This window comes from Ruegeria sp. AB9 (assembly GCF_056542585.1).
This window is the reverse complement of sequence record NZ_JBQGAA010000005.1, coordinates 1-26,390: the sequence shown is the minus strand read 5'-3', so window position 1 is coordinate 26,390 and position 26,390 is coordinate 1. Positions and strand designations below refer to the sequence as shown.

The following is a 26,390-nucleotide window of genomic DNA, read 5'->3' as shown; positions in this document are numbered from 1 at the left end:
GCTTCGAGTTCCACCCACTAAGGGGCTATTGCAACTAGGTTTTTTGGATGAACTAACTGGTATTTTCGCCAGCCTGAGTTGTGGCGACTCTACCCGTCGCCTTGCATGATCCGAGCATAGATGTCGGGGTCTGTCACGCCCTCGGAGCCGATTGTCAGAATACGGGACTGCGCGGTCAAACCAAGCTTCTGGACAAGCTCTGGGTTACCAGCCGCTTCAATCAATGCCGCCAACCCGGCAACACCGCTCTCGCCCGCCTCGATCACCGGATCTTCACCTTGTGGACGCGCCAACCGACGGACGGTCGGCGGGATCAACCCATCACCGATTGTCAGAAAGTCTGATGCTTCGCTGCGCAATACCTCCCACGCCATCGGGGAAGGCACCCCGCAAGACAAACCCGCCATGATGGTCTCTGCAACGATTTCTACTGGCGCGGCTTGTCCCTGATTTGCACTTGCGAACAAACACGCAGCCAGAAGCGGTTCCACAACCACAACGCGCGGAGCGGCGTCGCCCCAGGCCTGGCGTAATGCTGCCGCCACAGCCGCGGCAAGCCCCCCAACACCTCCTTGCACAAAGACATGCGTTGGCGCGGTGTCCAATGCATCCACGATTTCTTTGACCATGACACCGTAGCCTGACATTACGTCTCGCGGCGGGTCTGTGTAGCCGGGCCAGGATGTGTCTGAGACCACGAACCAGCCATTTTCGGCCGCCTCACGCCGACATTGATCAACCGAGGCGTCGTAGTCGCCGTCAATACGCACAACGTCAGCCCCCAGTTCACGCATGGCCTGCGCGCGGCCTTCACTGACTTCGGCATGAATGTAAATCCGGCAAGGGGCGTCAAACCGCTTACACCCCCAGGCGAGAGACCGACCATGGTTGCCATCAGTTGCCGAAACAAGCGTGATCCCGGCGACCTCATCAGCACAGCGGCCAGTACGGATATCTTCGAAAGACACATCTTGGCCCGTTCGGCGCGATACTTCACGTTGCAGAACACGCAAAGCAGCAAACGCACCTCCCAGTGCTTTGAAACTGCCAAGCCCGAACCGAGGACCTTCGTCCTTATAGAGGATTTCCTCAACGCCAATCTCGGCCGCCAACGAGGGGAGAGAGTGCAGAGGCGTGGGCTTATACCCCTCCCATTGGATGATCTCTTCCGCGGCACGCGCGAAATCCTGTTGCGTCAAAACGGTTTCAGCAGCGGGGCCGAAGTCCGGCTGTCCTGCCTGGTAGGCGATGATCTCTGTCATGGTCTATGTCCTGTCAGGGTTTCAGCGGCAGGCGCTGCCGCACCAGCTCCGCCCAAAGATTTGCACCCAGAGGGAGCAATTCGTCGTTAAAGTCGTAATCAGCCGAGTGCAGAGGACGGCCATTCGACCCTTCGGTCCCATTGCCAATTAGCAGGAAGCACCCAGGCACCGCAGCGACGAATTCAGCGAAGTCTTCTGAAAAGGACATGGCAGGACGGTCTCCGTCCACCTCCAGCCCTGTAGCCGCCGCCGCCGAAACGACGTGGGATGCAGCATCGGCATCATTGATCGCCTCGATGAACTCAGTATGGAAATCCACTGTCACGCCAACACCATGGCTTTTGGCCACACCCGCTGCAATCCGGCGCATGTTGCTCTCGATCAGTTTGCGGTCTTCCGGTGACATGGCCCGCGCGTCGCCCTTCAAAACAGTGCGCCCTGGAAGGACATTGCGTTGTCCGTCGGCGATGAACTCGGTCACTGACACCACCGCACCAGATGAGGGCGCCAGCTTGCGTGAGACGATGGTTTGCAAGGCAAGAACCAGTTCCGCAGCAGGAGTGATCGTTTCACGCCCGACATGGGGCATCGAAGCATGGCCGCCCTGACCGGTGATCGTGATTTCGAACAGGCTTTCACTGCAACAGATGACACCGGCACGGGTTGAAACCCGTCCAACAGACTCACCCGGCAGATTGTGAGCGCCATAGACTTCGTCAATCGGGAAGGTTTTTAAGACACCCTCATCAATCATCGCTTTCGCGCCCAGCCCGTGTTCTTCGTTGGGCTGGAACAGGAAAACAACTGTGCCGTCGAACTTCGGATCCTTGGCCAGCATTTCGGCAGCAGCAAGCAACATGGTTGTGTGGCCATCATGGCCGCAAGCATGCATGACGCCTTCGTTCTGCGACTTGTAGGCAAATGTGTTGGCCTCGGTGATGGGCAGCGCGTCGAAATCTGCACGCAGCCCGATGGCCCGGTTACCGTTACCCGACCTCAAAACGCCAACAACTCCGATACCTTCATGCACTTCGATGCCAAGGTTTCGCAGATGCTCGGCGATCCGTGCCTTGGTCCAGTCTTCCTGAAACCCAAGCTCGGGGTTGCGATGAAACTCGTGGCGCAATGCGCGCAGGCTTTCTGTCAAAGCGGTCATGGCAATTCATCCTCTTCGACGTGTTGCCTAACGTGGTTGAAACAAGTTTATTGCACCTAGCCTGAAAAATGGGCTCTACTTTTAGGCAAATCATGCAAGTTTCTTTCACATGACACATTTGGACGAGTTCGACCGCGCGATCCTGCGGATCCTGCAGCATGACAACAGAACCACCCAGCACAAGATCGGTGAGGCCGTGAATCTCTCGGCACCCTCCGTGCAACGCCGTATCCGCCGGATGGAGGCGGAAGGCGTGATCAGCGCCAATGTGGCCATTGTTGATCCGGCGGCAGTGGGTCTTCAGCTCACCATATTCGTTGAACTTGAACTGGTCAGCGAAACCCCTGATGAGATTGATGCGGTCAAGAAAACTCTACTGAATGCGCCGGAAGTCCAACAGTGCTTCTACGTGACCGGAGAGGTGGATTTCATGGTTGTCGTGGTCGTCGAAAGCATGGCGGTATACGAAGATTTCACCCGCCGGATGTTCTTTGAAAACGGCAATATTCGAAAGTTCAAAACCTTCGTGTCGATGGATACCATCAAATCCGGCAGCGCTTTGGGTTTCTGACAGGCACAAAGGACAGAAACAGACGCGGCGAGACGTATTTCACACACGCCTCGCCACTTTTGTTTGATCGGCAAGGTTGCCGACGTCAAATCTCGCCAATGATCTCAATGCCTAAAGCCAACAAGGTGCAAAGGCAGAGTTTCTAATTACATCCCATTGCGGGGAACGACATGCGTCTTTTCTTCCTCAAAGATCAGTTCGTCTCCCGACCATGCCTTCAGACGCGAGGTCAAATGAAATTCGGTGGTCGTCGCTCGTTGTTCTGAATAGGTCCAGATTTTGGCTGACCAGCCTTCGCGGTCGAAACCGGCGGTCTGTTCCATCGTGGCAACAGCCGAAAGCGGCTCACCCGGTTGGATCGTATACTTGCGATCTGACACGTCGCTCAGCACCGTCCCGGTATCGTCGAGACGGAAATCACCCACCGGCCCAAAGACGCCTCCGTCAAGGAAAAACCTGTGAGTCATTTCGCCATTCGTCAGGTCTGTGTGGACCGAGCGCTCCATCGAGCCCGAGCGCACTTTTGTCTTTTTTGGAGCGACACCGGACGCTTTTGGTTCGGGCAGGGGGCGTGGTTCTGCTGTATCAATAGCAAGGTTGCGGATCGGCAAGTTCAGCCGCGAGCTACCTGGCCTGATAGTAAGTGTTACGGGTTCGGGTGCGGGCCAAAGTACAGGCCAGTAGGTCGACGCGACCTGCAAGACGATGCGATGACCCGGTAAAACCCGATAGCCGGTTCCATACATCGGAACAGTTACTGTCATCTCCTCACCGGGCGTGATCGGTGTGGGTTCGGTATCGCTGATCCGGTGGTTGAGGTTGCAGAAACCCCGTGCAATCAGCGTCTGCGCGCCGTCCGGGGCTTCATCCACAAGCAACGTCACAACAAAGCCCTGAGTCTGATCCGCTGACACTTTCAGATCAACAGACGGCTGCCCCAATAGTTCCAGCGCTTCTTCAAGCGGTGCACCTTTGAACTGCAACGCGCCCGCGGCGTCGATCCGGCAGTCCGCCGCCATGTCTCCGGGAATGGCAAAAGAGCACATGTCGCCCGCGGCTGCCCCAAAGGTCTGCGGCGAGCAAATCGAAAGCTCCGCTCCGGAAGCGGGTTCGGCTTCCAACGCCAGCTCATTCAGCCATAAGGACTGATGTGTGACATTCGGTGACGGCCAGCTCGGTTCTTCAACCCAGCGTCCCTTGCGTTCGATATGAGTGCCGGTCGGGGCTGCGCTGTCCTGCAGAAAAAAACGCAGGGGCGGTTCGTCCATCAACCCCGTGTCTTTTCCTTTCAGCCAATGGTCCCAAAACCGGATCACCTCTCCGACAAAATCGGCCTTGGGGCCCGGCACCCCTTCATGCGGGTAAAGATGTGCCCAGGGTCCCATCAGGATTTTGACCGGTCCACTGAGGTGTTCCGCGATGCGGAAGGGCGTGTCACGATACAGGTCCATCCATCCGCCAAAAAAGTAAACCGGTACCTGTACGTCGGAGTAATTCTCGCAGATCGAACCACGCCGCCACATCTCGTCATGGGCTTGGTGCTCCAACCACATGGCAGGCCAGAAATCAGCGCCTTGCAGCCGCGCGCGCCACATGTCGATCCAGCGGTCTGTGCCGACAATCTCGGGGTCCGGCGGCATGGCATTGTAGAGCTGCATGATCGAGCCCCACCAGAAATTGTCGGTGGCCAGACAACCCCCGTAAAAGTGAATGTCCTCGCGCCACCTGTCATCCGTTCCCATCACCGGCGCAATCGCCTTCAACGCCGGAGGGCAGGTCGCGGCCACCTGGAACGCGTTATAAGCACCCCAGCTTTTTCCAAACATTCCGACGCTTCCATCGCACCAGTCCTGATCGGCAATCCACTGAATGACGTCGTGACCGTCCTGAATCTCCTGATGCGAATACTCATCTTCGGCGATACCGTCACTGTCACCATACCCCCGGATGTCAACGCGGATCGACGCGTACCCGGCGGCTGCAAATTGCGGGTGCATACCTTCATCCCGCATCCGGGTTCTGTCCCGGCGGCGATAGGGGATGTACTCGAGGATACACGGCAGGGGAACGCTTTTCGCATTTTCCGGCAGCCACAGGCGCGCCGCAAGTTTCGTACCGTCCGGCAGCGGGATCCAAACGGTTTCGGTGACCTCGATTTTGTTCATGTCCGGTCCTTATTTTGTTTGGGTGCGCACCCGGTTCGACGAAGGAAAGGTATTAGGCATCGCGTTGCAAAGTTGATTTCCAATGGCTTCACCACCGCAGGCCCAGCCGTAGCGCATCAAAGATGGCTGCGTGTATGTTGCGCGACGAAACGGCGTCCCCAATGCGATAAAGATCAAATTCGGCCTTCGGGTTGGTCTGGGGAAACACGTAGTCTGAGTTGGAGACGAGAGAGTCATGATCCACAGCGCCAAGGTTTCGCGACAACGGCTTCAGTTTGAAATAGAGATCATCCAGCGGCAAGGTTCCCTGATTGACAACCACCTGATCATATATGCGCTTATCCACCAGATCCGAGTAATCCGTCGCAATGGCGGCTTCCAGTTGATTGCCTGAACGCATCAACGATTTCAATGTCCGGGTAACGGTGAACACCGCACCGGTTTTCTGCAGAGCGCGCATGTAAGGCACCAGATTCATACCCATGATCTCGGGCGCGAAGCTGCGGTCGCGTGTAATAATCTCGACCCGCGCGCCTGATTGAGTGATGACCTCAGCGGCCATCAGGGCAGGATGATCACCTGCATCATCGTAGATCAGGACATTCTCACCTGGTTGAACGTCGCCTGAAAGGACATCCCAAGCCGAAACCGCCAGATCGTTGCCGGCTTCCAATATCGTCGTCTCGGGCAACCCTCCGGTTGCGATCACGACCATATCCGGCGAAAGGGCTGTTACGTCATCCGCATCTGCAACGGTGTTGAAATGGAATTTGACGTCCCGTGCAGCACATTGCGCCATGCGCCAGTCGATGATCCCGATCATCTCGGCCCGGCGTCGGGATTGCGCCGTCAGACGAACCTGCCCACCGGGTTCCGGAGCGGCTTCCAGAACCGTAACGTCATGCCCCCGTTCTGCCGCGACCCGTGCCGCTTCAAGCCCGGCGGGTCCTGCGCCCACGATGACCGCTCGACGGCGGGTATCGGCAGCGGGGATCACATGCGGCATAGACAATTCGCGCCCGGTGGCGGGGTTGTGAATGCACAGCGCTTCACCGGCTTGATAGATCCGGTCCAAACAATACGTCGCGCCGACGCAGGGCCGGATGTCATCTTCCTGACCGGCTTGAATCTTAGAAACGATCATCGGGTCGGCCATATGCGCGCGGGTCATGCCAACCATATCCAGCAAACCTGACGCCACTGCATGCCGTGCGGTCGCCACATCGGGAATGCGCGACGCATGAAAGGTCGGCATCCCGATTTCGGCGCGCACACGACCGGCAAAATCCAGATGCGGCGCGCTTTTCATGCCCTGTACCGGGATCACATCCGTCATGGCCGGATCCGTATGAATGCGTCCGCGGATAACGTTCAGGAAATCGACCTGTCCGCTGTCGCGCAGCCTTCGGCCGATCTCCAGCCCTTCTTCTTGGGTGATGCCGCCCTCTTCAACCTCATCCGCGGTGTAGCGGACGCCAACGACGAAATCCTTCCCGACGCGGTCGCGGATTGCATCCAGAACCATGAAGCCGAACCGCAATCGACTGTCGAAATTGCCGCCATAGGGCGCGTCCATCGTGTTGGTGAGCGGTGACCAGAACTGATCGATCAGGTGGCCATAGGCTTGCAATTCAATTCCGTCGAGACCTGCGGCCTGCATACGCTCGGCAGCATCGGCGTAATCGGTCACGATCCGCTCGATATCGTGATCTTCCATTTTTTTTGCAAAGGCGCGATGTGCCGGTTCACGAAAATGCGATGACGAAACGGACGGCAGCCAATCGCCTTTGTTCCAGCCGGTGCGCCGCCCGAGGTGGGTCAGTTGGATCATCACGGCGCAACCATGAGCGTGGCAGGCATCCGTCAGCTCAGCCATCCAGCGCACGACCTCATCCTTATAGGCGAGGATGTTGTTGAAAACTGGTGGGCTGTCACGACTGACAGTGGCAGAGCCTGCAGTCATGGTCATCGCCACACCTGCCTTTGCGCGTATCTCATGATAGGCGCGGTATCGTTCCTTGGGCATTCCATCTTCGGGATAGGCGGGCTCATGGCTGGTCGTCATGATCCTGTTTTTCAGGGTCAGATGTTTCAGCTGGTAAGGTTGCAGCAGCACATCGCGGTTCATGACCACGCGACCTTTTTCCACGCGACCGTTGTCCGCTGACTAGCCTCGCCGTCCTGTAACGGAAACTCAAAAGGCATGGCAGTTGCAGTATTGGGTGGCATACGGCGCTCCGAATTTGGGACGAGCGATGGAACTCTGTGCCGATTGAAAGCAGACTGGAATTTCTCCGTCAAACTTCTTGTGCTCAAACGCCGTGGTGTTTCAAAAAACTCTCTGGCGACTGACCGTGTGACAAGAGGGAAAAAGTACTGGTGACGGCAATCTTTCTGGTTCAACTCTGCGAAACCAGCCACTCGATCACATTCTGTATATCGCGCCTGTTTCGGCTACCCTCCTGTGCTTCGACGAAATACCCGTGGGTTGGCGCGATATCTTCGCCGAACAGGCGAACAACCCGACCTTCCATAAGGTCCTGATCGATCAGGGGTAACCAGCCGACCACGGCTCCTTGCCCTTCGGCGGCACCGCGCAGCAGAACGTTGGCATCCTCGAATACAACGCCGACCAGTGGTGAATCAGGTTGTACGTTCAGGGCGGCAAACCAATCCAGCCAACCCCAGTGGTTTCGCTGGTGCAGAATGGGTTTCGTCAACAAATCCTTCGGTGCGCTGATCGGGCCGTGCTGGCTGATATATTGTTCGCTCGCGATTGCGACAGGGCGCAACTCCAACAGCTTGGTTGCGCTCTGAGGCATGTCTGCAAGGCGCTGCCAGCTGATCACGATATCCGCCTGGGCCTGATCATCCATGCGGGGGCGATAGGATGGCACCACCTCAAGCTCGATATCGGGAAATCTCTGCCACAGGTCGCTGATCCGCGGCATCAGCCAGCGGGCCGTGAAAATTGGGCCAGCGACCAACCGCACAACCTTGCGGGACGTTCTGCGCAGGGCACCGACGGTCTCTTCCAGCATGCCAAATGCCTGAGACGTTGTCTCGGCAAGCCGTATCCCGTCTTCTGTCAGTCGGACCTCGCGCCTGGCCCGTTCAAACAGAAGCGTTCCAAGCTGATCTTCAAGCCCCCTGACGTGATGGCTGATTGCGGTTGGCGTCACCGCAAGGTGTTCGGCGGCTGCTCGGAAACTGCCGGTCTTTGCAGCGGCATCAAAGGCGCGGAGTGCGGAAAGGGATGGAAGCATTAAGGCCTCAATGATGAGTTTGACTCACTAAATGCTGAGGAAAGACCATTTGTAAACAACGCAGGCAGCTTGCAACTATCAGGGGTAGTTAAGCTGGACTCATGTTAAAATGCCCTCATCAGCCCGCAGGCGCGGCCGCAAGCAGCGTCTAAACGAAACAACGGAAGCCATTTCGAATCCGCCAGTTTGGCCGGGTATTTCCGGAGGGCGTTTGAAGCCTCTTTCTTCTGAGGAGGTTGCACTGGTCGAGGAAACCGCGCTGTTTCTTTTGGAGACGCTGGGGTTGAGCCAGGCCATTCCTTCGATGATCGACAAAGTGGTTGCGGCCGGTGGATCGTTGACCGAAGACAATCGGCTGCGCTTCCCGTGCCAACTTGTGCGAAAAGCAATCGCCGAAGCCAGACGCGATTTTACCCTGTGCGGGCAATCCCCCGAGCATGATCTGCACATCAACCAGGCCAAAGTGCACATGTCGACCGGTGGAGCCGCGCCCGGAGTGTTTGATTTAGACTCGGGCGCCTATCGGGACTCAACGCTGAACGATCTGTACGACGCGGCGCGGATCGTCGATCGGATGGACAATATCCACCATTTCAGCCGTTCGGTTGTTGCCCGTGACATTGAGGACAACGCAGTGATGGATCTCAACACCGCCTATGCCTGCCTGACCGGCACGGCCAAACATGTGTCTATCTCGATCAGCGAACCCGGTAACGTGCCCGATATTGCCCAGCTTTGCTACGCTATCGCGGGAGGAGAGGCCGCTTTTCGCGCCCGCCCGTTCCTGACCGTGATGGTGTGCCATGTCGTACCACCCATGCGTTTCGCCGAAGAGGCGTGCGAAGTTCTCGAAGCCGCAATTCTGGCCGGGTTTCCGGTTCAGCTGATCAGTGCAGGACAGGCTGGGGCAACCAGCCCCGCGACCATCGCGGGGTCTTTGGTCCAGGCCGTGGCGGAAACGCTGGCAGGGCTGGTGTTTGCCCGTCTGGTCGACCCGCAGGTCAAGGCGATCTTTGCCCCCAAACCGCTGGTGGCGGATTTGCGTACTGGCTCCATGTGTGGCGGTGGCGGGGAACAGGCGATCCTGATGGCCGGGGCCGCTCAGATGGGGCGGCATTTCGACCTGCCAACTTCATCGATTGCGGGCATTACAGACGCCAAGTGCCTTGATGCGCAATACGGGGCCGAGAAATCGCTGGCCGTGACCATGGCCGCCCATGCGGGGTCCAACATCGTCACTCAGGCGGCGGGGATGCAGGCCAGCTTGCTGGGTGTCAGCCACGCGGCCTATATCAGCGACAATGACATGCTGGGCAACATTTTACGGACCCTGCGCGGGATCGAAGCCACGCCCGAGAACATTGCCGCCGATGTAATCGCGGAAGTTTGTAGGGGTGAAGGGCACTATCTGGGTGAGCAGCACACATTCAACCGTATGAAATCGGATTATTTTTATCCCGAGATCGGAGACCGCAGAACGCCGCTGGAATGGCAGGAAGACGGCAGCCATCCGGTTGGTGACATTGCTCGGCAAAAGGCGCGCGACATTCTGGCCAGCCACTTCCCTCAGCACATTCCTGATGAAATTGACCGAGCGCTGCGGGCTCGTTTCGATATCCGCCTTGCGCGACACCAGATCGGCAGGCCCTCATGAAAAGCTCCTCGCTCAGTAACCGCGCCCATGCGGTAATGCCCGGCGGTGTCAGCCACGAGCTGCGCTATAAGACCCCGCATCCGATCTATTTCGACCGTGCCAAAGGGGCCGAGAAATGGGACGTGGACGGCAAGCGTTATATCGATTTCAAACTGGGTGCAGCCAGTCAGATTCTGGGTCACGCGCATCCCGAGATCGCAGAGGCTGTGGCACAGCAGATGACACGGATGCCCTATACTGCCGACTGTCACCTGCTGGAGGTCGAGTGGGCCGAATGGCTGAACCGGCTGTTCCCTTCCGCCGAACGGGTGCGGTTCACCGGGTCCGGCACAGAATCGACGATGCTGGCCTTGCGGCTGGGCCGTGCATATTCCGGACAAAACAAGGTGCTGCGCATCGATGGGCATTTCCATGGCTGGCACGACATGCTGATCAAGGGTGCCAAGCCCGGTACCAACGCGGCCCCTTCGATGGGTGTGCCGCAGGCCGTCAGCGATTTGACCGTCGTGTCGCCCCCGGATCTGGATGTCATTGCCAAGCTGCTCAACAATGACGCGCAGATTGGAACCGTTTTTGTCGAGGCATCCGGTGCGAATTACGGCTCGGTGCCCTTGCCCGACGGTTTCCTGCACGGGATACGGGAGTTGACAGGGCAAACAGGCCACGTGTTGGTCTTTGATGAGGTGATCACCGGCCTGCGCTGGTCCCCGGGTGGGCGTCAGGCGCGCGACGGGGTGACACCTGACCTGACAACGCTGGCCAAGGTCGTCACCGGCGGGCTTCCCGGCGGGGCCGTTGTTGGCCGGGCTGACATCATGGATTTGCTGAGCCCCGGTGAAACCCGTGACGGGCTGTCGCCTCCGGTCAGCCACAAGGGTACATTCAACGCAGCGCCAATGGTTGCCGCCGGGGCCGTCAAAGCGATGGAGATCCTCTCGACCGGGGACGTTCAGGCCCATGCCGACGCAATGGCCAAGCGCTTGCGTGATGGCTTCAACGCTGTATTCCAATCACTGGACGTGCAGGCACTGGCCTATGGCGACAGCTCGACCTGCCATCTCTATTTCGGTGGTCGGACCATTGCAGGGCTGGATGCCGCTGCGATCCGCAAAACCCCGCCCGCCGTTGTCAAAGGCTTACGCGACGGGCTGTTGGAAAGGGGCGTGGACTTCATGTCCTTCACGTCCTGCGTCACCGGCCTGCCGCATACACCCGATCTGATCGACGAGGCCGTCGCGCATTTCCGCGACACCATATCCGACCTCATCCGTGACGGAGTGCTGACATGACCCTGCCCACCCACGCCCGCACCGTCATCATCGGTGGCGGCGTTATCGGCTGCTCTGTCGCTTATCATCTGGCCCGCGAAGGGCGCAAAGACATCGTTGTCCTCGAACGCTCGAAACTGACCAGCGGCACCACATGGCACGCGGCAGGCCTTGTGCGACGCTTGCGCCCTTCGGCGACGCTGACGAAGCTGATCAACTATTCCATCGACCTCTACGGCGAGCTGGAATGCGAAACCGGGCAGGCCACTGGGTGGACCCAAACCGGCTCGTTGACGCTTGCCACCAACCCCGACAGGCTGACCAACATCAAACGTCAAGTCTCGCTGGGCCGGGCCTTCGGGCTTGAGGCCGAAGTGGTGGATGCGACCCGCGCCAAGGATCTGTGGCCGCTGATAGAAGTGAATGACGTGATCGGCGCGGTCTGGTCGCCCTCGGACGGTCGGGTCAACCCGTCCGACGTGGCCTTGGCGCTGTCCAAGGGCGCACGGGCGCGCGGCGTTCGGATCTTTGAAGACACCCGCGTGACAGGCCTGCGAAAGAAAGCCGGGCGGATATCGGCGGTGGAGGTCGGTGACCATGTCATTGAGGCCGACGAGGTAGTGGTTGCCTGCGGGCTCTGGTCGCGCGAGGTCGCGGCCATGGCCGGGGCGCACATGCCGCTTTATGCCTGCGAACATTTCTACATCCTGACCAAACCTTTGCCCGAGGTTCAGGCCCTTGGCAAAGGTGCTCATCTGCCGACCCTGAACGATCAGGATGCATTCCTCTATGCCCGAGACGATGTTGAAGGGCTTTTGGTAGGTTCGTTCGAACCCCATGCCAAAGGCTTGCCGCTGAATCGGTTGCCCACCGATTTCTCGTTCGATCTGCTGGACGAGGATTGGGATCATTTCATGCCAATGATGGAAAACGCTTTACGCCGTATTCCTGCGCTGGAACGGGCCGAAGTTCGGATGTTGCTGAACGGGCCGGAAAGCTTCACGCTCGACAGCCAGTTCATTTTGGGCGAAAGCCCCCAAGTGCCGGGGCTGTTTCTGATGGGGGGTATGAACTCGACCGGTATCGCATTGGCTGGCGGTGCAGGCAGGGCATTGGCCGAATGGATCATCGCTGGTGAGCCCACCATGGAGTTGAACGAGGCCGATATTCGCAGGTTCAGCCCTGAGGCGAACGTTCTTGGCGCGCTCGAAGCCCGTATCCCCGAAGTGCTGGGCCGCCACTATGACAATCCCTTTCCCGGACGGTCGATGGAGACCGCGCGCGGGCAGCGCCGTTCGCCCATCCATGCCGGGCTGGTGGCTGCGGGTGCTCGGTTCGAAGCCCGCGGCGGATGGGAACGCGCCGTGCATTTCGGCGGTGAAGCTGCCCATTTGCCGTTATCCTTCGGAGTGCCTGCCTGGCGCGATCAAGTGGGGCGCGAGGTCGAGGCTTGCCGCACCGGAGCGGCCATTCTCGATCAAAGCGCCTTTGGTAAGATCATGGTGCAGGGGCCGGAGGCCTGCGCCTTGCTCGACAGGCTTTGCGCGGCGCATATGGATGTGCCCCAGGGTCGCATCGCCTATACTCAGATCCTGAATGCGCGCGGCGGTGTGGAAAGCGATCTGACGGTGCAGCGGCATGGACCCGAGACCTATCTGATGATCGTCGGCGCCAACGAGACTGTCCGGGTGCTGCAACGGATGCAGGACACAAAGGGCGACTATCGCGCCGAATTCACCGATGTAACCAGCGGTTATGCCATATTGAGTCTCGTCGGTGCAAAGGCGTGCGAGGTGCTGCAAGCCACAACAAACACACCGGTTCCCGATCTCAAACGGTTCAGTTTCGCCCCGGTCGAGATTGGTTTGGCCCGGGGCTGGGTGGGACGGCTGAGCTTTACCGGCGAAGAAGGCTATGAGCTCTATATCCCGGCAGACATGGCCATGGCCGCGCACGAAGCTCTGGTCGCGGCTGGGGCAAGCCATGCGGGGCTTTATGCCAGCGGCTCGCTGCGCATAGAAAGCGGCTTTCGCGCCTTCGGCCACGAACTCACACCGGGCATCACACCGCTTGAGGCCGGGTTGGGCGCGTTCTGTGCCATGGGCACCGGGTTTGTCGGTGAAGACGCCCTGCGGAATCACCAACCCAAGCGGCGGATCGTTTCGATCCTGTTCGACGATCCCGCTGCGATCCCGCTGCACGATGAACCCATTTACTTCGACGGCAAAGTCGTGGGGCAGGTCACCTCAGCCGCATGGAGCTACCGGTTCGGCCGTTCCGTGGCGCTTGGCCTGATCAACGTGCCGCTTGATCTGCTGGAAACCCAAGACGTCCTGACTGGGTTCGAAGTCGAAATCGCCTGCACGCGCTTTGCAGCCAAAGCCTCTCTCAAACCCGCAAAGGTAGCCTTCGCATGAGCGATATGACCAGAACCACCCGCGTGGCTATCGTCGGCGGCGGCATCATGGGCGTGGCGGCGCAGTTTCAGCTGGCCGAGAATGGCTGGACCGACACGATCCTGTTTGAAAAGGCGGAACTGACCAGCGGATCCACATGGCACGCCGCCGGGCAGATCGCCCATGCGGTCGGCAGCCGCCTGATGGGGTGGATCAACAAAACCTCAATCGAAACTTACAAACGAGTCGAAGCGGAAACCGGTCAAAGCATCGGCTGGCACGAAGTTGGCGGCATCCGGATTGCCACTACCGACGATGAAGTCGATTGGATGAAGTCGATCATGGGCGTGGGCAAGCTGCTGGACCTGCCAATGGACCTGATCGGTCCGGAGGAGGTGTCGCAGGTCAACCCTTTCTACAAGGTCGATGATGTGAAAGCAGCGGTGCGCACTTATGAGGACGGGCATATCGACCCCTCTAGCGTGACCATGGCGCTGGCCGCCGCAACCCGGTCGCGCGGTGCGCGGATCGAACGGCACAACCGGGTGATCGGAGCCTCTCGCAAAGGTGACATGTGGCTGCTGCGCACCGAAAAAGGCGATGTGCTGGCCGAACATGTGGTGATCGCCGCTGGGTCTTATGCCAATCAGGTGGGGGAGTGGTTCGGGCTGAAAATCCCCTCGGTGTCGTGCTTGCATCATTACCTTGTGACCGACACGGTGCCTCAGTTCGCGGTCCGTTCGGAATTGCCCGTGATGCGCGACAACGCCTATGGCGGCTATATCCGGCAGGAACAGAAATCCGGCCTGATCGGAATCTATGAAGACCATGTCTGCCCCACTGTCTGGGAAATGCCCGAAGGCGCACCCTGGGCGGCAGAGAATGAGTTGTTTCAGGCCGATTACGACTCTATCGGAGATTTCCTGATGGTCGCGTTGGACAAAATGCCGATCCTGGCTGATCTTGGCATCAAACGGGTCGTGCGAGGGGCCATAACACACACCCCGGATGGCGGAATGCTGGTCGGGCCTTCAGGCGCGCCGAATGTCTGGCTGTCCTGCGGGTCTTCTATCGGGTTGGCCTGGGGCGGTGGCGCAGGCAAGGTGCTGGCCGATTGGATGGTGCATGGTGAAGCCGAGATCAACACGCGCGGCTTCGATCCCCGTCGCTACGGAGATTTCGCCTCGGACAATTTCATCGTCGAGCGCACCAAGGACGAGTTCATGCGTCGCCATGACACACCGTGTCCGGGCAAACAGTTTCATAGTCTTCGGCCGTCGAAAAAACACCCGCTGTACGACCGTCTCGCCGCCAAGGGCGCTGTCTTTGGCGAAATCTCGGGCTGGGAACGTCCACGCTACTTCGGCGAGGTGGGCGAGGTTGAACAGATCGGCTGGGGACACCAGCCATGGCATGAAAATGCAAAAACCGAGGCCCAGGCTACCCGCCGCGCCGCCGGTGTCATCGATCTCTGCGCCTTTGCCCAGTTTGAAATTTCGGGCAAGAATGCAGGCGCTTTGCTGGACAGACTCTCGGCGAACCGTATCCCGTCGAAGGACGGGCGGATGAGCCTCAATCACCTACTCACCGAGAAGGGTCGGTTCGAAACGGAAGTCACCATCTGGCGGATTACGCAGGATCGGTTTTTCACGGGTTCGCCCATCGCACGAGCCGCACCGGATTTCGACTGGATCAGATCGAATGTCCTCCCCGACGAGGAAGTGACGATGATCAACCGCTCGGCGGATTGGGGGATGCTGGCCATGTCCGGACCCTTCTCGCGTCGCATCCTGTCCGAGCTGACGGTCGCTGACCTTTCCAATCAGGCATTTCCCTGGCTTTCGGGGCAGATAATCAGTGTTGCGGGCATCCCCTGTTATGCGCTACGCGTCTCGTTTGTCGGCGAATTGGGGTGGGAGCTTCACGCGCCATTGGACCAGATCGGTAAGCTGTATGACGCCCTGTTCGAAGCAGGGACCAAGCACGGGCTGACCGATCTGGGTTCTTACGCATTCAATGGGATGCGGATGGAAAAAGCCTATCGCGCCAGCGGCGAATTGACCACGGATGTCGGACCGCTGGACGTGGGGCTAGACCGGTTTGTTGTCAGCGAGGGTCGTGATTTTCTGGGTCGTGACGCGCTGCTAGGCCGGGATCCTTCGTGGCAACTCTTCTACGCAGAACTGCATTCCAACGACATCGACATTCACGGTGGTGAACCGGTGCTGTTGAACGGGCGACCTGTGGGCCTGACCACTTCCGGAGGCTACGGATACACCATTGGCAAATCACTGGGTTGGTTGTTCGTCCGTAAAGGCACCCCGCAAACCGGCCTCAGTGTCCGAATTCTGAATCGTGACATCCCGGTGACCATCCATCAGGATGCGCTCCTCGACCCGCAGAATCTGCGGCCCCGATCCGAGGAGTGACCCTTGCTGCAACCAAATAACATCGTCCGGAAATCGGCCACCGAACTTGCGGGCGACCTGCGTGAACGGACCCTGAGCAGCGCCGAAGTTCTGGCAGCCTACCGCGCCCGTGTCGAAGACGATACAACCGGGATAAATGCCTTCATCACGTTGGATTGGGATGCCGCCAGCGCCCGCGCCGATGAGCTGGACCAGATGGCCGCCCGAGGCGAGTTCGCTGGACCACTGCATGGTCTGCCCATCGCGATCAAGGATTGCTTTGACACCGCAGGCTTGCGCACCACGCACGGATCGACAAGTTTTACCGAATTTGTCCCGTCAAAGGATGCGCTCCACGTGGCGCGTCTGCGCGCCGCCGGGGCCGTGATTGTCGGCAAGACCAACACGCCCGAGTTCACCTTGTCCGGTCAGACTACGAACCTTGTTTCAGGCACGACGCGCAATCCGTTGAACCCGGAAAAAACTGTTGCCGGAAGTTCCGGAGGGGCAGCCGCCGCGTTGGCGGCCAACATGGTTGCACTTGCCGATGGTTCGGATCTGGGGGGCAGTGCCCGTACGCCTGCCGCGTGGTGTGGAGTAGTCGGTATGCGCCCGACGTCGGGTCTGGTGCCTATGGATCCGAACCCGGCCCCGTTCGATGGACTCTCTGTGCCGTGCCCGATGGCGCGTACCGTATCGGACCTTGCCCTGATGTTGAGTGTGATGCAGGGACCGACGCCCAATCAGCCTTTGGGTTTTACCGGAATTTACCCAGACCCGGCCAAGCTTGACGCACCGCTTAACCCCGGACGTCTCGCATATTGTCCGACTCCCTTCGGGGCAACCGTTAATCTTTCAGTGCAGACGGCTCTGGCCCCGGTTTCAGACCTGTGCCGTGATCTCGGCTGGCAGGTCGATGAAGGCACGGCGCCAGGCCTTGCGCCCTTGCTTGCGCATGGCGATATCATTCGCGGTCAGTGCGCCCTGCAAATACGCGCCGCGCTCAATCCCGATATGGCGCTGGCCGGGGAAAGCTATCGCACTGCCTGCGCACAGGGTGAAGGGCAAAGCCTGGCTGATCTGATCGCTTATCAGACGACACGTCGTCAGGTCTGGGACTCGGTCGCCGCTTTTTTCGCACGTTACGATTTCGCCCTTTGGCCGACCGCCACCGGCCTGCCGTTCAGTGCTGATCTACGCGATGGTGAAATCACCGAGGATTGGCGCACCGTTACTCTGACACCGACGATGGAGCTCCCGTCGATTTCCATCCCCATGGGCCGGTCCTCGGACGGTATGCCAGTGGGTCTTCACATCACCGGTCCCAAGGGATCGGACGCCCGGCTTCTGCGCTTTGCCCGCCAGATTGAACGCCAAATTTCCGGAGAATAATCATGACCACCATTAATGGCGGAGAAGCCGTCTATCGCGTTCTGAAAGCCAACGGCATCGACACCGTCTTTGGCCTCTTGGGTGGCTCGATGCTCGAGCTCTACGATGCCATGTATCGAGGTGGCGAGATCGCGTATGTCGGGGCCCGGGATGAACGGGCGGCGGGGCATATGGCTGATGCGTGGGCGCGGATGACGGGCAAACCCGGTGTTGTGCTCGGGGCGCAAGCCGGGCCCGGCGTTGTCAACATCGTCACTGCGGTAGCCGAGGCGCAACTGGCCTATTCTCCGCTAGTGGTGATTGCCGGTGCGATCACCCGCGCCGATCAGTGCAAGGATACGTTTCAGGAAATCGATCAGGTGGCGCTGTTTGCCCCCATTTCCAAACGCTCTGTCATGGTGACGGATCCGGCGCGGCTGGCACCGATGCTTGAAGATGCCATCCGGCTGGCCAATTCGGGTCGGCGTGGGCCGGTGGTGTTGCATGTCCCGCGCGATTTGTTTGCGTCCGAGATATCGGCCTTCGATCCTGATCCGGTGAACATTGCCCGCCCCGGCCCAGCCGCGCCTTCGGATATTGCTGCAATTGCCGATCTGCTGTCAGGGGCTGAGCGCCCCGTGATCTTTGCCGGCGGTGGGTTCAAATGGGGGTCAGGGCGCGACGCCCTGACCACACTGGCCGAAAAACTCGAAGTGCCGGTTGTTGCCTCAACTGGTCACGCCGACATCATGCGGCACGGTCACCCGTGGTTCGCTGGACAGGCAGGACCACGCGGAAACACGGTTGCCAGCCGATTGACGCGCGAGGCGGATGTCATGGTCGTGCTGGGCGCGCGGCTTGGGTTCAACTCGACCTTTCATTCCAACGACTATGTCGGGGCTGATACCCGCATTGCCCATGTAGATATCGAGGGCGCGGCAGTTGGCCGCTATTTCCCTACGGAAATTGCAGCGCAGGGCGATGCTCGCCTGACCGCCGTAGCACTGACCGACGTTGCGACACGCCCCGGCTGTGATACATGGCGCGATGCATTTCACGCTGACATGGCCAACCTCGCAGCCGAGCGTGCAGCTGAGGCAGTGTTGGACAGTCTGCCCATGCATCCGCGCCGTGCCCTGGCGGAAATCCGCGCCACCTTGCCGGAAGACGCCATTGTGACGTTGGATACAGGCAACACTTGTCTTCAGGCCGCTGACCGGCTGGCTCATTACGCGCCGATGTCGCTGATCACTCCACTGGATTTCGGTCTTGTCGGTTTCGGCCTCTCCGCTGCAATCGGCGCTAAGGCGGCTGCGCCACATCGCCCTGTTGTGGCGATTATGGGCGATGGTGCGGTTGGCTATACGATGATTGAGATACAGACCGCTATTCAGAACGATCTGCCGATCACCATCGTTGTTCTGGACAACGAAGCCTGGGGTGCTGAAAAGGCCTATCAGCAGGAATTCTATGGCGGCAGGTTGCTGGGCGCCGAAATCCGCTCGCCCCGTTTCGACAAGTTCGCTGAACTGTGTGGCGGCAAAGGTATCTGGGTCGATGGGCCAGGGGGCATGGGCCCGGCGCTGCAAGAGGCGATCGAGTCGAATGAAACCACTGTCGTTCAGGCCAAAATCGATCCCGGCGCGTTGATGACCTTGCGCAAAGACCTGTTCAAAACGCCACAAAAGAGTTGATCACGCAACATTTGCATTTTGCAGGGCGGGCAAGAGCGGCACGACAAGTTGGCAGGTGTTCGATGGCTGTATATCCGGACTGGCGGTTCATGCTGTTTCACTCTATCGCCCACTTGGAACCAACCTTTCGTGACAGGAGACACCAGTCGTGACCATCACTCGCATCGAAACCGGCCAGCGCATGAGCCGCATCGTCAAACACAACGGAACCGCCTATCTGTGCGGTCAGGTCTCGGATGCTGCGACTGTTGCGGATCAGACCCGTGACATCCTTGCCAAAATCGAGGACCTGCTGGAAAAGGCAGGTAGCGACAAGACACGCATCCTGCAATGTGTGATCTGGTTGTCGGACATGGCCGATTTTGCCGAAATGAACGCGGTTTGGGACGCCTGGGTGGCGGAAGGCCACGCCCCGGCCCGTGCTTGTGGCGAAGCGAAACTGGCCCGTGATGTTTTGAAGGTCGAAATGATCGTTACCGCAGCTTGCGATTGATCTGCCCAACAACCCTGGCCTCGCGTCAATTTCAGGTGCGAGGCGGGTACCGGAAACGACATATGGTGCACCCGAACGTTCTGGCTGCACGGGCCTTCAATGCACGTGAGAATGCACTTCCAGCAATGTTTCCAGAAACAGCTTTGCCACGCGTGTCGGCGCAGGTTGTTTTCTGGCGACGGCCGCGAAACGGGTTCTGTATTTGATTTCCTGCGGTAAGACCTGCTTCATAAGCCCCTGATCGACAAATTCCTGCGCCAGATGGTCCGGAAGAAACCCAAGGTAGCGACCTGAAAGTATCAGGATCGCAAGCGCTTGTTCGTTTTGCACTTTCGCCGCGCGTCGGAATCCCAGCTGTTGACCAAAGATAAGGTTGGGGGAATTTACGTTGAGGCCCGCATAGTTGAACGAACCAATGTCTTTCACACTCAGGCCTTCAGGGGGGCGGTCGAACAGAGGATGCTCTTGCCCGCAATACAGATACATGTTCTCTCCATAAAGCGGCGCGTAATGCAGACTTGCTGATGGCCGGTGCAATGCGATGACGCCAACATCCAGCTGGCCACCGATTACCATTGTTTCGATCACATTGGGGGGTTCCAGTGACAGTTCAATGTGAACTGCAGGTGCCGCTTCATTGAACTTGTGAATGGTGCGTGCAAGCCGGGCCTCGGGGTTGGTTGTACACTGATCGAACAATGCCACGCGAATACTGCCTGCCAATTGCTGCTTTATCTCGTTCACTTCGGTTCGGAACTGCGAAACGGAAATTAGCAGGTCTTCAGCCGCCGCCAGCACTTTCTCGCCGTCTTCTGTCAGGGAAAACCCTGATGGGCCGCGGTTGCACAGTTTCAGGTCAAGCCGCAACTCCAGATCCGACAAGTGCTTAGAAATCGTTGATTTTCCGATATTAAGCTCGATCTCTGCAGCCGTCAGCCCACCGCTTTCCGCTACGGTCTTGAAAACCCGCAAGAGGCGAATGTCTGTATCCCCGATCCGGGTTGCTAGTTTATTGTGTCTCATCTCTTAAGTTTGATATTTGTGAAACCTTTCACGCAAATATTAACAACGACGAAACTAATTTGGCAAGTTAGCCTCATTGCGCCGAGGTAGAATCGGACTGGTCACCTCTCCCCAGATCAGCGCGCACCTCGAAACACGACAAATGGGAGGAAATCCATGTCATTTATCAAGAAGCTAGGCACCATCAGTGCAGCCGTTTCCGTTGCCGCACTGATGGTAGCAGGCGCGGCTGACGCGAAGAACTTCAAAATTGCGGTCGGCGACAGCGGGGGTTCCAGCCAAGAGGCAACGGGACTGGGCTTCAAAGCCGCCCTCGAAGAGCTATCGGGTGGCAATCATACGGCAACTCTTTTCCTGAACGGTCAGCTCGGATCCGAGCAGGATACCGTCAACGACGCGGCCATTGGTACGCTCGATATGTCGCTGCTAGCGATCAACAACATCACCCCGTTCTCTCCGACCGTCGGTGTGTTCACCTTGCCTTACGTCATTCTCAGCCTTGAAGATGCTGAGAAGCTGACCCAGGGCCCAATTGGTCAGGAACTGACTGAGAACACAATCAATGACGCCGGTGTTCGCATCATCGCGTGGACCTACACCGGTTTCCGTCGCCTGACCAACTCGAAGAAACCGGTCAAGTCGGTCGCGGATCTGGAAGGTCTTGTCATTCGCGTTCCCAAGAACGAAATCATGATCGACACCTACAAGTCCTGGGGCATCAGCCCGACGCCGATGGCGTGGTCGGAAACTTTTGCCGGTTTGCAGACCAAAGTTGTCGATGGTCAGGACAACCCCTACACCACCATCAATGCGATGAAGTTCTACGAAGTTCAGAAGTATGTGACAAACATCCGTTACATCTTCTCGATCGAACCGCTCATCATCTCCGAGCAGGTATTCCAGGAACTGTCCCCCGAGGACCAGGAAATCGTGCTTGAGGCTGGCAAAGCCGCGACGCAGGCCTCTGCTGACTTCCTCCGTGCAAAAGAAGCTGAGATCAAAGAGATCCTGATCGAAAAAGGCATGGAAATCGTCGACCCTGAGAACGACGAAGCCGAGTTCATCGAACTGGCAACCACCGCCGTGTGGCCGAAGTTCTATGAAAGCATCGGTGGCGTCGAAAAGCTCAACGCCGTGCTGGCTGAAATCGGCCGCGAACCGGTTTCGCAATAATCAAAGACCAAAAGGTCAATGAAATGGGGGGCGCCTGACGGTGCCCCCCTACAAAAAGGGAGGGTCAGATGTCGAAATTTTGGGGATTTGTAGACAACATCGAAAGCTATATCTGTCGCACATTGTTGGCGGTATTCGTTTGTCTTTTGTTTCTTCAGGTCATCGTGAGAACGCTGTTTTCGTTTTCTTTTTCCTGGGTCGAGGAACTGTCGATCTACATGTTTGTCTGGTTTGTCTTCTTTGGCGCCAGCTACGCGGCAAAGATGGGCGCCCATAACCGGGTAACGTTTCAGTTCAAGTTTCTGTCGCCGCGCGCGATAAAATACATTGAGGCGTTCGCGGATCTCTTCTGGATCTTCTTCAATGTCGTTTTCGTCTATCTGGCGATCGACTTCATCTTCAACAAGATGAACCGGTTTCAGTCGTCACAGACCCTCGGGTTCCACCTGAGCTGGGTCTATATCGTCCTTCCCATCGCCTTCACCCTCATGACTATACGCGTGATCCAGGTGAACTACCGAAAACTCGTGCTGGACGAAGAGATGGTCGATCCGGATTCGATCGATCTCGATGCCGTGAAAGCCGAAGCCGAAAGCCATAGCCATGGCATTTCCAGCTCTGAGGGAGAAAAGTAATGGGCGCTGAAATTATCCCACTGCTGTTCGGCGGATTTCTCTTTCTGCTGTTCATCGGTGCTCCGATAACCGTGGCGCTTGGCGTCTCAACCTTGATCACCTTTCTTTACCTGGGTGAAAACCCGATCAAATTCGTACAGATCGCCTTTACCTCGGTTGGGTCCTTCCCGCTGATGGCGTTACCCGCCTTCATTCTGGCTGGTGCGTTGATGGAGGCATCGGGGCTGTCGCGACGGCTTATCAATGTGGCCGAAAGCTTCGCAGGCCCGTTCACAGGCGGCATGTCGGCCGCAACCGTCATGGCGTGTTTGTTCTTTGGCGCTATCTCGGGTTCCGGCCCGGCGACGACGGCCGCCGTTGGCATGCTGATGATCCCGGCCATGATTGATCGCGGCTACTCAAAAGGTTTCGCATCGGCCATTACCGCCTCGTCAGGTGGTCTGGGAATCGTCATCCCGCCCTCGATCCCATTGATCATTTTCGGTATCGCCGCACTGGGTATGCCACCCCCACCCGAAGCGGTGGAAGAATTCGGCCAGTTCCAGACTGTTTCGATCCCGAAACTCTTTATCGCCGGATTTATGCCCGCCTTCCTGATCGCAGGCAGTCTGCTGCTGATGAACTACATCCTTGCGAAAAAGAACGACTACACCGGCAGTACCAATGGTTGGTCTGCACGCCATATGTGGTGCGAAATGTATCGTGGTTTCTGGGCGCTGATGGCACCGGTGGTGATCCTGGGTGGCATCTATTCGGGCTACTTCACCCCGACAGAAGCGGCCATCGTTGCGATCTTCTACACACTGATCGTGGGTGCATTCATCTATCGCGAACTGTCGTGGAGCAGCTTGTTCGGTGCATTGGAAACCACTACTTGGCTGACTGGTCGGGTTCTGCTGATCATGTTTACCGCGACGGTGTTCGGGCGGCTTCTGGTTGAAAATCAGGTACCGGCCGTGATCGCACAGGGTATGTTGTCCTTCACCGACAATATCTATGTGATCTGGACGCTTGTGATCCTGTTCCTGCTGTTTGTCGGCATGTTCATGGAGACACTGGCCACCATCCTGATCCTGGTTCCGGTGATGCTGCCCGTAGCGTATAGCGTCGGCATCGATCCGATCCACTTTGGTGTGGTTATGGTCTGTACGCTTGGCATCGGGTTCCAGACACCGCCGCTGGGCGAAAACCTGTTCATCGCGTCGGGGATATCGAAGATCTCGATCGAAGAGATCTCGCTGCGCGCCCTGCCGTTCGCCTTCATCAACACGGTTGCGATCTTCATCATCGCGTTCTTCCCCGAGATATCGCTCTGGTTGCCGCGCGTGTTCGGTTACTAGGCGCGAATGAACGGAAAAGGGAACTGAAACCATGAAACAAACAATTACGCAGATCCTCTTCGCGACAGATCTGTCGCGAAATTCCACCTATGCTCTAAAGCACGCGGCCAGCCTGGCCGCGTCAACCGGGGCAAAGCTGCATGTTTTACACGTCTCCGAGCCCCTAAGTGACGACGCGTTGATCACCTTGCGCATGTTCATGCAGGACACAGGTTCTCGTGCTGAAACTCTGAAAGCGCGCCACGACCACGTCAAGGCGGTGCTGACCGAGCGGCAAAAGGCGTTCTGGGCCGCCTTGCCCGAAGCTGATCGCGGTATCCAGGATCAGATCGAAACGATCGAGATCATCGACGGACACCCCGCTGAAGTGATTTTGCGGCGCGCGCATCAACTGAAGTGCGACCTGATTGTTTTGGGAGCCCATGACCACGGGTTCTCGCACACGTTCCTTGGCACTGTCGCCAAGCGTGTGTTGCGCCGCGCCGATATCCCTACACTCGTCGTTCCATACCGGGATGATGAAACATCCAACTGAAAAACCATGAAAGACAAGACAATGACCCACACCCTTACCGCGCAGGACCTGGCTGACACGTTCGACGCGTTCAACCGTCACGACATCGATGGCGTGATGACCCATTTCGCCGATGACTGCGTGTTCTACACCGTGGCTGGTGACGAGAAATACGGCAACAAGGTCGAAGGTTCCGAAGCCATTGCCGCCGCTTTCTCAGGCGTTTGGGCGGGCATGAAGGACGCGCATTGGGACCACCACAGCCATTTTGTCCATGGTGATCGCGCCGTGTCCGAATGGACCTTCTCGGGAACCGATGCAAACGGCATGCGGATCGAAGCAGAAGGTGCAGATCTGTTCACCGTGCGTGACGGAAAAATCGTCGTAAAACAGGCGCTTCGCAAGACGCGTCCTATGTTCAAAGCCTGATCCGCAGCCCTGCGCGCAGCCTCGGAGAAAAACAAGAATGGTGGACAACAGCATCCCGCGTCACTGGCCCAAAGCCAGCTATGATCCGAAATACGACCCCATCATCGATGCGGGTCCGGGTCATAATCGCGACCACGCGCCCACATATTGGATAGGAACGGCCGGAACGCCACCGACCGATGATGGACCTGTGTCCAGCGATATGGATGCGGATGTCGTGGTCATCGGGTCAGGCTACACTGGACTGTCAACCGCCATTCACCTTGCCAAAGAACACGGCATTCAAGCCATTGTTCTTGAAGCAAATACCGTGGCATGGGGCTGCTCGACCCGCAATGGCGGGCAGGCCCAGATCTCATCCGGGCGGCTGAAACGGTCGCAATGGATTCAGCGCTGGGGCACAGATGTGGCCAAAGGTATGCATGCCGAGGTCACCGAAGCCTTTGAGCTGTTCAATGATCTGATCGCGTCAGATGACATTGACTGTGATCCACAGCCGGGCGGCCATTATTACATCGCGCACCGTGAAAAGGTCATGCCGTCGCTCAAGAAAGAGAGCAAGCTGCTGAACGATGTATTTGGCTATGGCTCGCGCATCATTCACCGAGACGAGCTGCACGAAAAACATGTGCGGGATATGGAAGCAGCAGGCGCGATGTGGGAACCTGACGGAACCTGCATCCACGCCGGTAAGCTGGCCTTCGGATATGTCGACATGGCGCGCAAGCTGGGTGCGAAAATTCACACCGGTAGCCCGGTCATGGGATGGCAAACCAAAGGTGGAGTGCATCACTTGCGCACGCCCGGTGGCACCGTGCGCGCGAAAACTGTGGCTTTGGCAACAGCTGGGTACACACCGCCGGGTTTGAACGATCGTACCAAGCACCGTCTGATGCCCATCCTGTCGAACTCAATGGTGACACGGCCTCTGACCGAGGCAGAACTGGATGAGTGCGGTATCCAGACCAGGTCTCCCCTGACGGACACTCGCACTTTGCGCCACTACTATCGTTTGCTGCCCGACAACCGGATGCAGATCGGTAGCCGCAGCGCGGTGACAGGGCGTGATGCCGAGAACGGTAAACACCTGGACATGCTGAAGAAGGGACTTGCCCGCAAGTTTCCGGTGCTTGAAGACATCAACCTCGACTATTCTTGGTGGGGCTGGGTTGATGTCAGTCACGATATGATGCCACGCATCTTCCAGCCGGACCCGGATCAGAGTGTGTTCTATGCCATGGGTTACGGCGGCAATGGTGTGATGTACTCCGCCCAGGCCGGACGACGCATGGCACAGCTGGTCGCCGGCAAAAAGGACAAGGCGTTTGAACTGCCGATCTTTACGTCCCCGTTGCCGAGCCATGGCATCCTGACGCCTTTCCGCCGACTGGGACAGCGCATGGCTTATGTCGGCTACTACCTCAAAGACGAAATACTGTAATTCACCAAGGCTTTAACGCCCTGAAAAGATAAGGAAACGCTCACATGAAGATGACGACAGAAGAGGCCTTTGTTAAGGTTCTGCAGATGCACGGGATTGAACATGCGTTCGGGATCATTGGTTCAGCGATG

20 protein-coding genes are annotated in these 26,390 nt (G+C 58.1%); 14 read left to right on the top strand and 6 right to left on the bottom strand.

From position 1 onward, the window contains the following. Window positions 1–89: 89 nt before the first annotated feature. Window positions 90–1,262 (bottom strand): diaminopropionate ammonia-lyase, encoded by a 1,173-nt coding sequence (locus tag ACR0K5_RS13030; RefSeq protein ID WP_480630081.1) that lies wholly within the window; start codon window positions 1,260–1,262, stop codon window positions 90–92. A gap of 13 nt (window positions 1,263–1,275) precedes the next feature. Next, window positions 1,276–2,418, bottom strand: coding sequence for an amidohydrolase (locus ACR0K5_RS13025; RefSeq protein WP_480630080.1), 1,143 nt, complete (start codon window positions 2,416–2,418; stop codon window positions 1,276–1,278). Between the two features lie 109 nt (window positions 2,419–2,527). Between ACR0K5_RS13025 and ACR0K5_RS13020 the strand changes: the two genes are divergently transcribed. Then, window positions 2,528–2,989, top strand: a complete 462-nt coding sequence (locus ACR0K5_RS13020; RefSeq protein WP_480630079.1) for an Lrp/AsnC family transcriptional regulator — start codon at window positions 2,528–2,530, stop codon at window positions 2,987–2,989. 146 nt (window positions 2,990–3,135) lie between these two features. On the opposite strand, the gene ACR0K5_RS13015 is transcribed toward ACR0K5_RS13020, so the two are convergent. The 3 genes from ACR0K5_RS13015 to ACR0K5_RS13005 form a co-directional block, all read right to left on the bottom strand. Next, on the bottom strand, window positions 3,136–5,154 hold the full coding sequence (locus ACR0K5_RS13015) for a CocE/NonD family hydrolase (RefSeq protein WP_480630078.1): 2,019 nt from the start codon (window positions 5,152–5,154) through the stop codon (window positions 3,136–3,138). Between the two features lie 88 nt (window positions 5,155–5,242). Beyond that, entirely contained in the window at window positions 5,243–7,282 is a 2,040-nt protein-coding gene (locus ACR0K5_RS13010) for an oxidoreductase (protein ID WP_480630260.1), read from the bottom strand. 271 nt (window positions 7,283–7,553) lie between these two features. After that, window positions 7,554–8,420, bottom strand: a complete 867-nt coding sequence (locus ACR0K5_RS13005) for a LysR substrate-binding domain-containing protein (RefSeq protein WP_480630077.1) — start codon at window positions 8,418–8,420, stop codon at window positions 7,554–7,556. A 109-nt stretch (window positions 8,421–8,529) separates the two neighbouring features. On the opposite strand from ACR0K5_RS13005, the gene ACR0K5_RS13000 reads away from it, so the two are divergent. From ACR0K5_RS13000 to ACR0K5_RS12970, 7 genes are all read left to right on the top strand, one after another. Further along, window positions 8,530–10,074: a trimethylamine methyltransferase family protein gene (locus ACR0K5_RS13000; protein WP_480630076.1), complete on the top strand. Its 1,545-nt coding sequence runs from the start codon at window positions 8,530–8,532 to the stop codon at window positions 10,072–10,074. Further along, complete coding sequence (locus ACR0K5_RS12995) at window positions 10,071–11,363, top strand: aspartate aminotransferase family protein (protein WP_480630075.1); 1,293 nt, start codon at window positions 10,071–10,073, stop codon at window positions 11,361–11,363. Before ACR0K5_RS13000 ends, ACR0K5_RS12995 begins: the two co-directional genes overlap by 4 nt. After that, on the top strand, window positions 11,360–13,759 hold the full coding sequence (locus ACR0K5_RS12990) for a GcvT family protein (RefSeq protein WP_480630074.1): 2,400 nt from the start codon (window positions 11,360–11,362) through the stop codon (window positions 13,757–13,759). Before ACR0K5_RS12995 ends, ACR0K5_RS12990 begins: the two co-directional genes overlap by 4 nt. Continuing rightward, the gene (locus tag ACR0K5_RS12985; RefSeq protein WP_480630073.1) at window positions 13,756–16,167 is read left to right on the top strand and encodes an FAD-dependent oxidoreductase; all 2,412 of its coding nucleotides are present in this window, start codon (window positions 13,756–13,758) and stop codon (window positions 16,165–16,167) included. The genes ACR0K5_RS12990 and ACR0K5_RS12985 overlap by 4 nt, the downstream gene beginning before the upstream one ends. Before the next feature lie 3 nt (window positions 16,168–16,170). Then, window positions 16,171–17,538 carry an amidase gene (locus tag ACR0K5_RS12980; RefSeq protein WP_480630072.1) on the top strand — a complete coding sequence of 456 codons (1,368 nt, stop codon included), beginning with the start codon at window positions 16,171–16,173 and terminating at the stop codon, window positions 17,536–17,538. A gap of 2 nt (window positions 17,539–17,540) precedes the next feature. Then, a complete protein-coding gene (locus tag ACR0K5_RS12975; RefSeq protein WP_480630071.1) occupies window positions 17,541–19,211 on the top strand; it encodes a thiamine pyrophosphate-binding protein in 1,671 nt (556 codons plus the stop codon). Between the two features lie 148 nt (window positions 19,212–19,359). Further along, the gene (locus tag ACR0K5_RS12970; protein ID WP_480630070.1) at window positions 19,360–19,704 is read left to right on the top strand and encodes a RidA family protein; all 345 of its coding nucleotides are present in this window, start codon (window positions 19,360–19,362) and stop codon (window positions 19,702–19,704) included. A gap of 96 nt (window positions 19,705–19,800) precedes the next feature. On the opposite strand, the gene ACR0K5_RS12965 is transcribed toward ACR0K5_RS12970, so the two are convergent. Next, window positions 19,801–20,727, bottom strand: coding sequence for a LysR family transcriptional regulator (locus tag ACR0K5_RS12965; protein WP_480630069.1), 927 nt, complete (start codon window positions 20,725–20,727; stop codon window positions 19,801–19,803). Between the two features lie 156 nt (window positions 20,728–20,883). On the opposite strand from ACR0K5_RS12965, the gene ACR0K5_RS12960 reads away from it, so the two are divergent. The 6 genes from ACR0K5_RS12960 to ACR0K5_RS12935 all read left to right on the top strand — a co-directional run bounded on the left by ACR0K5_RS12960 (window position 20,884) and on the right by ACR0K5_RS12935 (window position 26,259). Next, a complete protein-coding gene (locus ACR0K5_RS12960; RefSeq protein ID WP_480630068.1) occupies window positions 20,884–21,900 on the top strand; it encodes a TRAP transporter substrate-binding protein in 1,017 nt (338 codons plus the stop codon). 68 nt (window positions 21,901–21,968) lie between these two features. Next, on the top strand, window positions 21,969–22,535 hold the full coding sequence (locus ACR0K5_RS12955) for a TRAP transporter small permease (RefSeq protein WP_480630067.1): 567 nt from the start codon (window positions 21,969–21,971) through the stop codon (window positions 22,533–22,535). Further along, on the top strand, window positions 22,535–23,875 hold the full coding sequence (locus tag ACR0K5_RS12950) for a TRAP transporter large permease (RefSeq protein ID WP_480630066.1): 1,341 nt from the start codon (window positions 22,535–22,537) through the stop codon (window positions 23,873–23,875). The genes ACR0K5_RS12955 and ACR0K5_RS12950 overlap by 1 nt, the downstream gene beginning before the upstream one ends. A gap of 31 nt (window positions 23,876–23,906) precedes the next feature. Then, a complete protein-coding gene (locus tag ACR0K5_RS12945; protein ID WP_480630065.1) occupies window positions 23,907–24,410 on the top strand; it encodes a universal stress protein in 504 nt (167 codons plus the stop codon). Window positions 24,411–24,431: 21 nt separating this feature from the next. Then, entirely contained in the window at window positions 24,432–24,818 is a 387-nt protein-coding gene (locus ACR0K5_RS12940; RefSeq protein WP_480630064.1) for a nuclear transport factor 2 family protein, read from the top strand. 37 nt (window positions 24,819–24,855) lie between these two features. Further along, entirely contained in the window at window positions 24,856–26,259 is a 1,404-nt protein-coding gene (locus ACR0K5_RS12935; protein WP_480630063.1) for an NAD(P)/FAD-dependent oxidoreductase, read from the top strand. Window positions 26,260–26,390 lie beyond the last annotated feature (131 nt).

Coding starts and splice junctions, on each gene's coding strand:
- ACR0K5_RS13030 (WP_480630081.1), bottom strand. CDS start 1,262: ATGACAGAGATCATCGCCTACCAGGCAGGACAGCCGGACTTCGGCCCC.
- ACR0K5_RS13025 (WP_480630080.1), bottom strand. CDS start 2,418: ATGACCGCTTTGACAGAAAGCCTGCGCGCATTGCGCCACGAGTTTCAT.
- ACR0K5_RS13020 (WP_480630079.1), top strand. CDS start 2,528: ATGACACATTTGGACGAGTTCGACCGCGCGATCCTGCGGATCCTGCAG.
- ACR0K5_RS13015 (WP_480630078.1), bottom strand. CDS start 5,154: ATGAACAAAATCGAGGTCACCGAAACCGTTTGGATCCCGCTGCCGGAC.
- ACR0K5_RS13010 (WP_480630260.1), bottom strand. CDS start 7,282: ATGAACCGCGATGTGCTGCTGCAACCTTACCAGCTGAAACATCTGACC.
- ACR0K5_RS13005 (WP_480630077.1), bottom strand. CDS start 8,420: ATGCTTCCATCCCTTTCCGCACTCCGCGCCTTTGATGCCGCTGCAAAG.
- ACR0K5_RS13000 (WP_480630076.1), top strand. CDS start 8,530: ATGCCCTCATCAGCCCGCAGGCGCGGCCGCAAGCAGCGTCTAAACGAA.
- ACR0K5_RS12995 (WP_480630075.1), top strand. CDS start 10,071: ATGAAAAGCTCCTCGCTCAGTAACCGCGCCCATGCGGTAATGCCCGGC.
- ACR0K5_RS12990 (WP_480630074.1), top strand. CDS start 11,360: ATGACCCTGCCCACCCACGCCCGCACCGTCATCATCGGTGGCGGCGTT.
- ACR0K5_RS12985 (WP_480630073.1), top strand. CDS start 13,756: ATGAGCGATATGACCAGAACCACCCGCGTGGCTATCGTCGGCGGCGGC.
- ACR0K5_RS12975 (WP_480630071.1), top strand. CDS start 17,541: ATGACCACCATTAATGGCGGAGAAGCCGTCTATCGCGTTCTGAAAGCC.
- ACR0K5_RS12965 (WP_480630069.1), bottom strand. CDS start 20,727: ATGAGACACAATAAACTAGCAACCCGGATCGGGGATACAGACATTCGC.
- ACR0K5_RS12960 (WP_480630068.1), top strand. CDS start 20,884: ATGTCATTTATCAAGAAGCTAGGCACCATCAGTGCAGCCGTTTCCGTT.
- ACR0K5_RS12955 (WP_480630067.1), top strand. CDS start 21,969: ATGTCGAAATTTTGGGGATTTGTAGACAACATCGAAAGCTATATCTGT.
- ACR0K5_RS12950 (WP_480630066.1), top strand. CDS start 22,535: ATGGGCGCTGAAATTATCCCACTGCTGTTCGGCGGATTTCTCTTTCTG.
- ACR0K5_RS12945 (WP_480630065.1), top strand. CDS start 23,907: ATGAAACAAACAATTACGCAGATCCTCTTCGCGACAGATCTGTCGCGA.
- ACR0K5_RS12940 (WP_480630064.1), top strand. CDS start 24,432: ATGACCCACACCCTTACCGCGCAGGACCTGGCTGACACGTTCGACGCG.
- ACR0K5_RS12935 (WP_480630063.1), top strand. CDS start 24,856: ATGGTGGACAACAGCATCCCGCGTCACTGGCCCAAAGCCAGCTATGAT.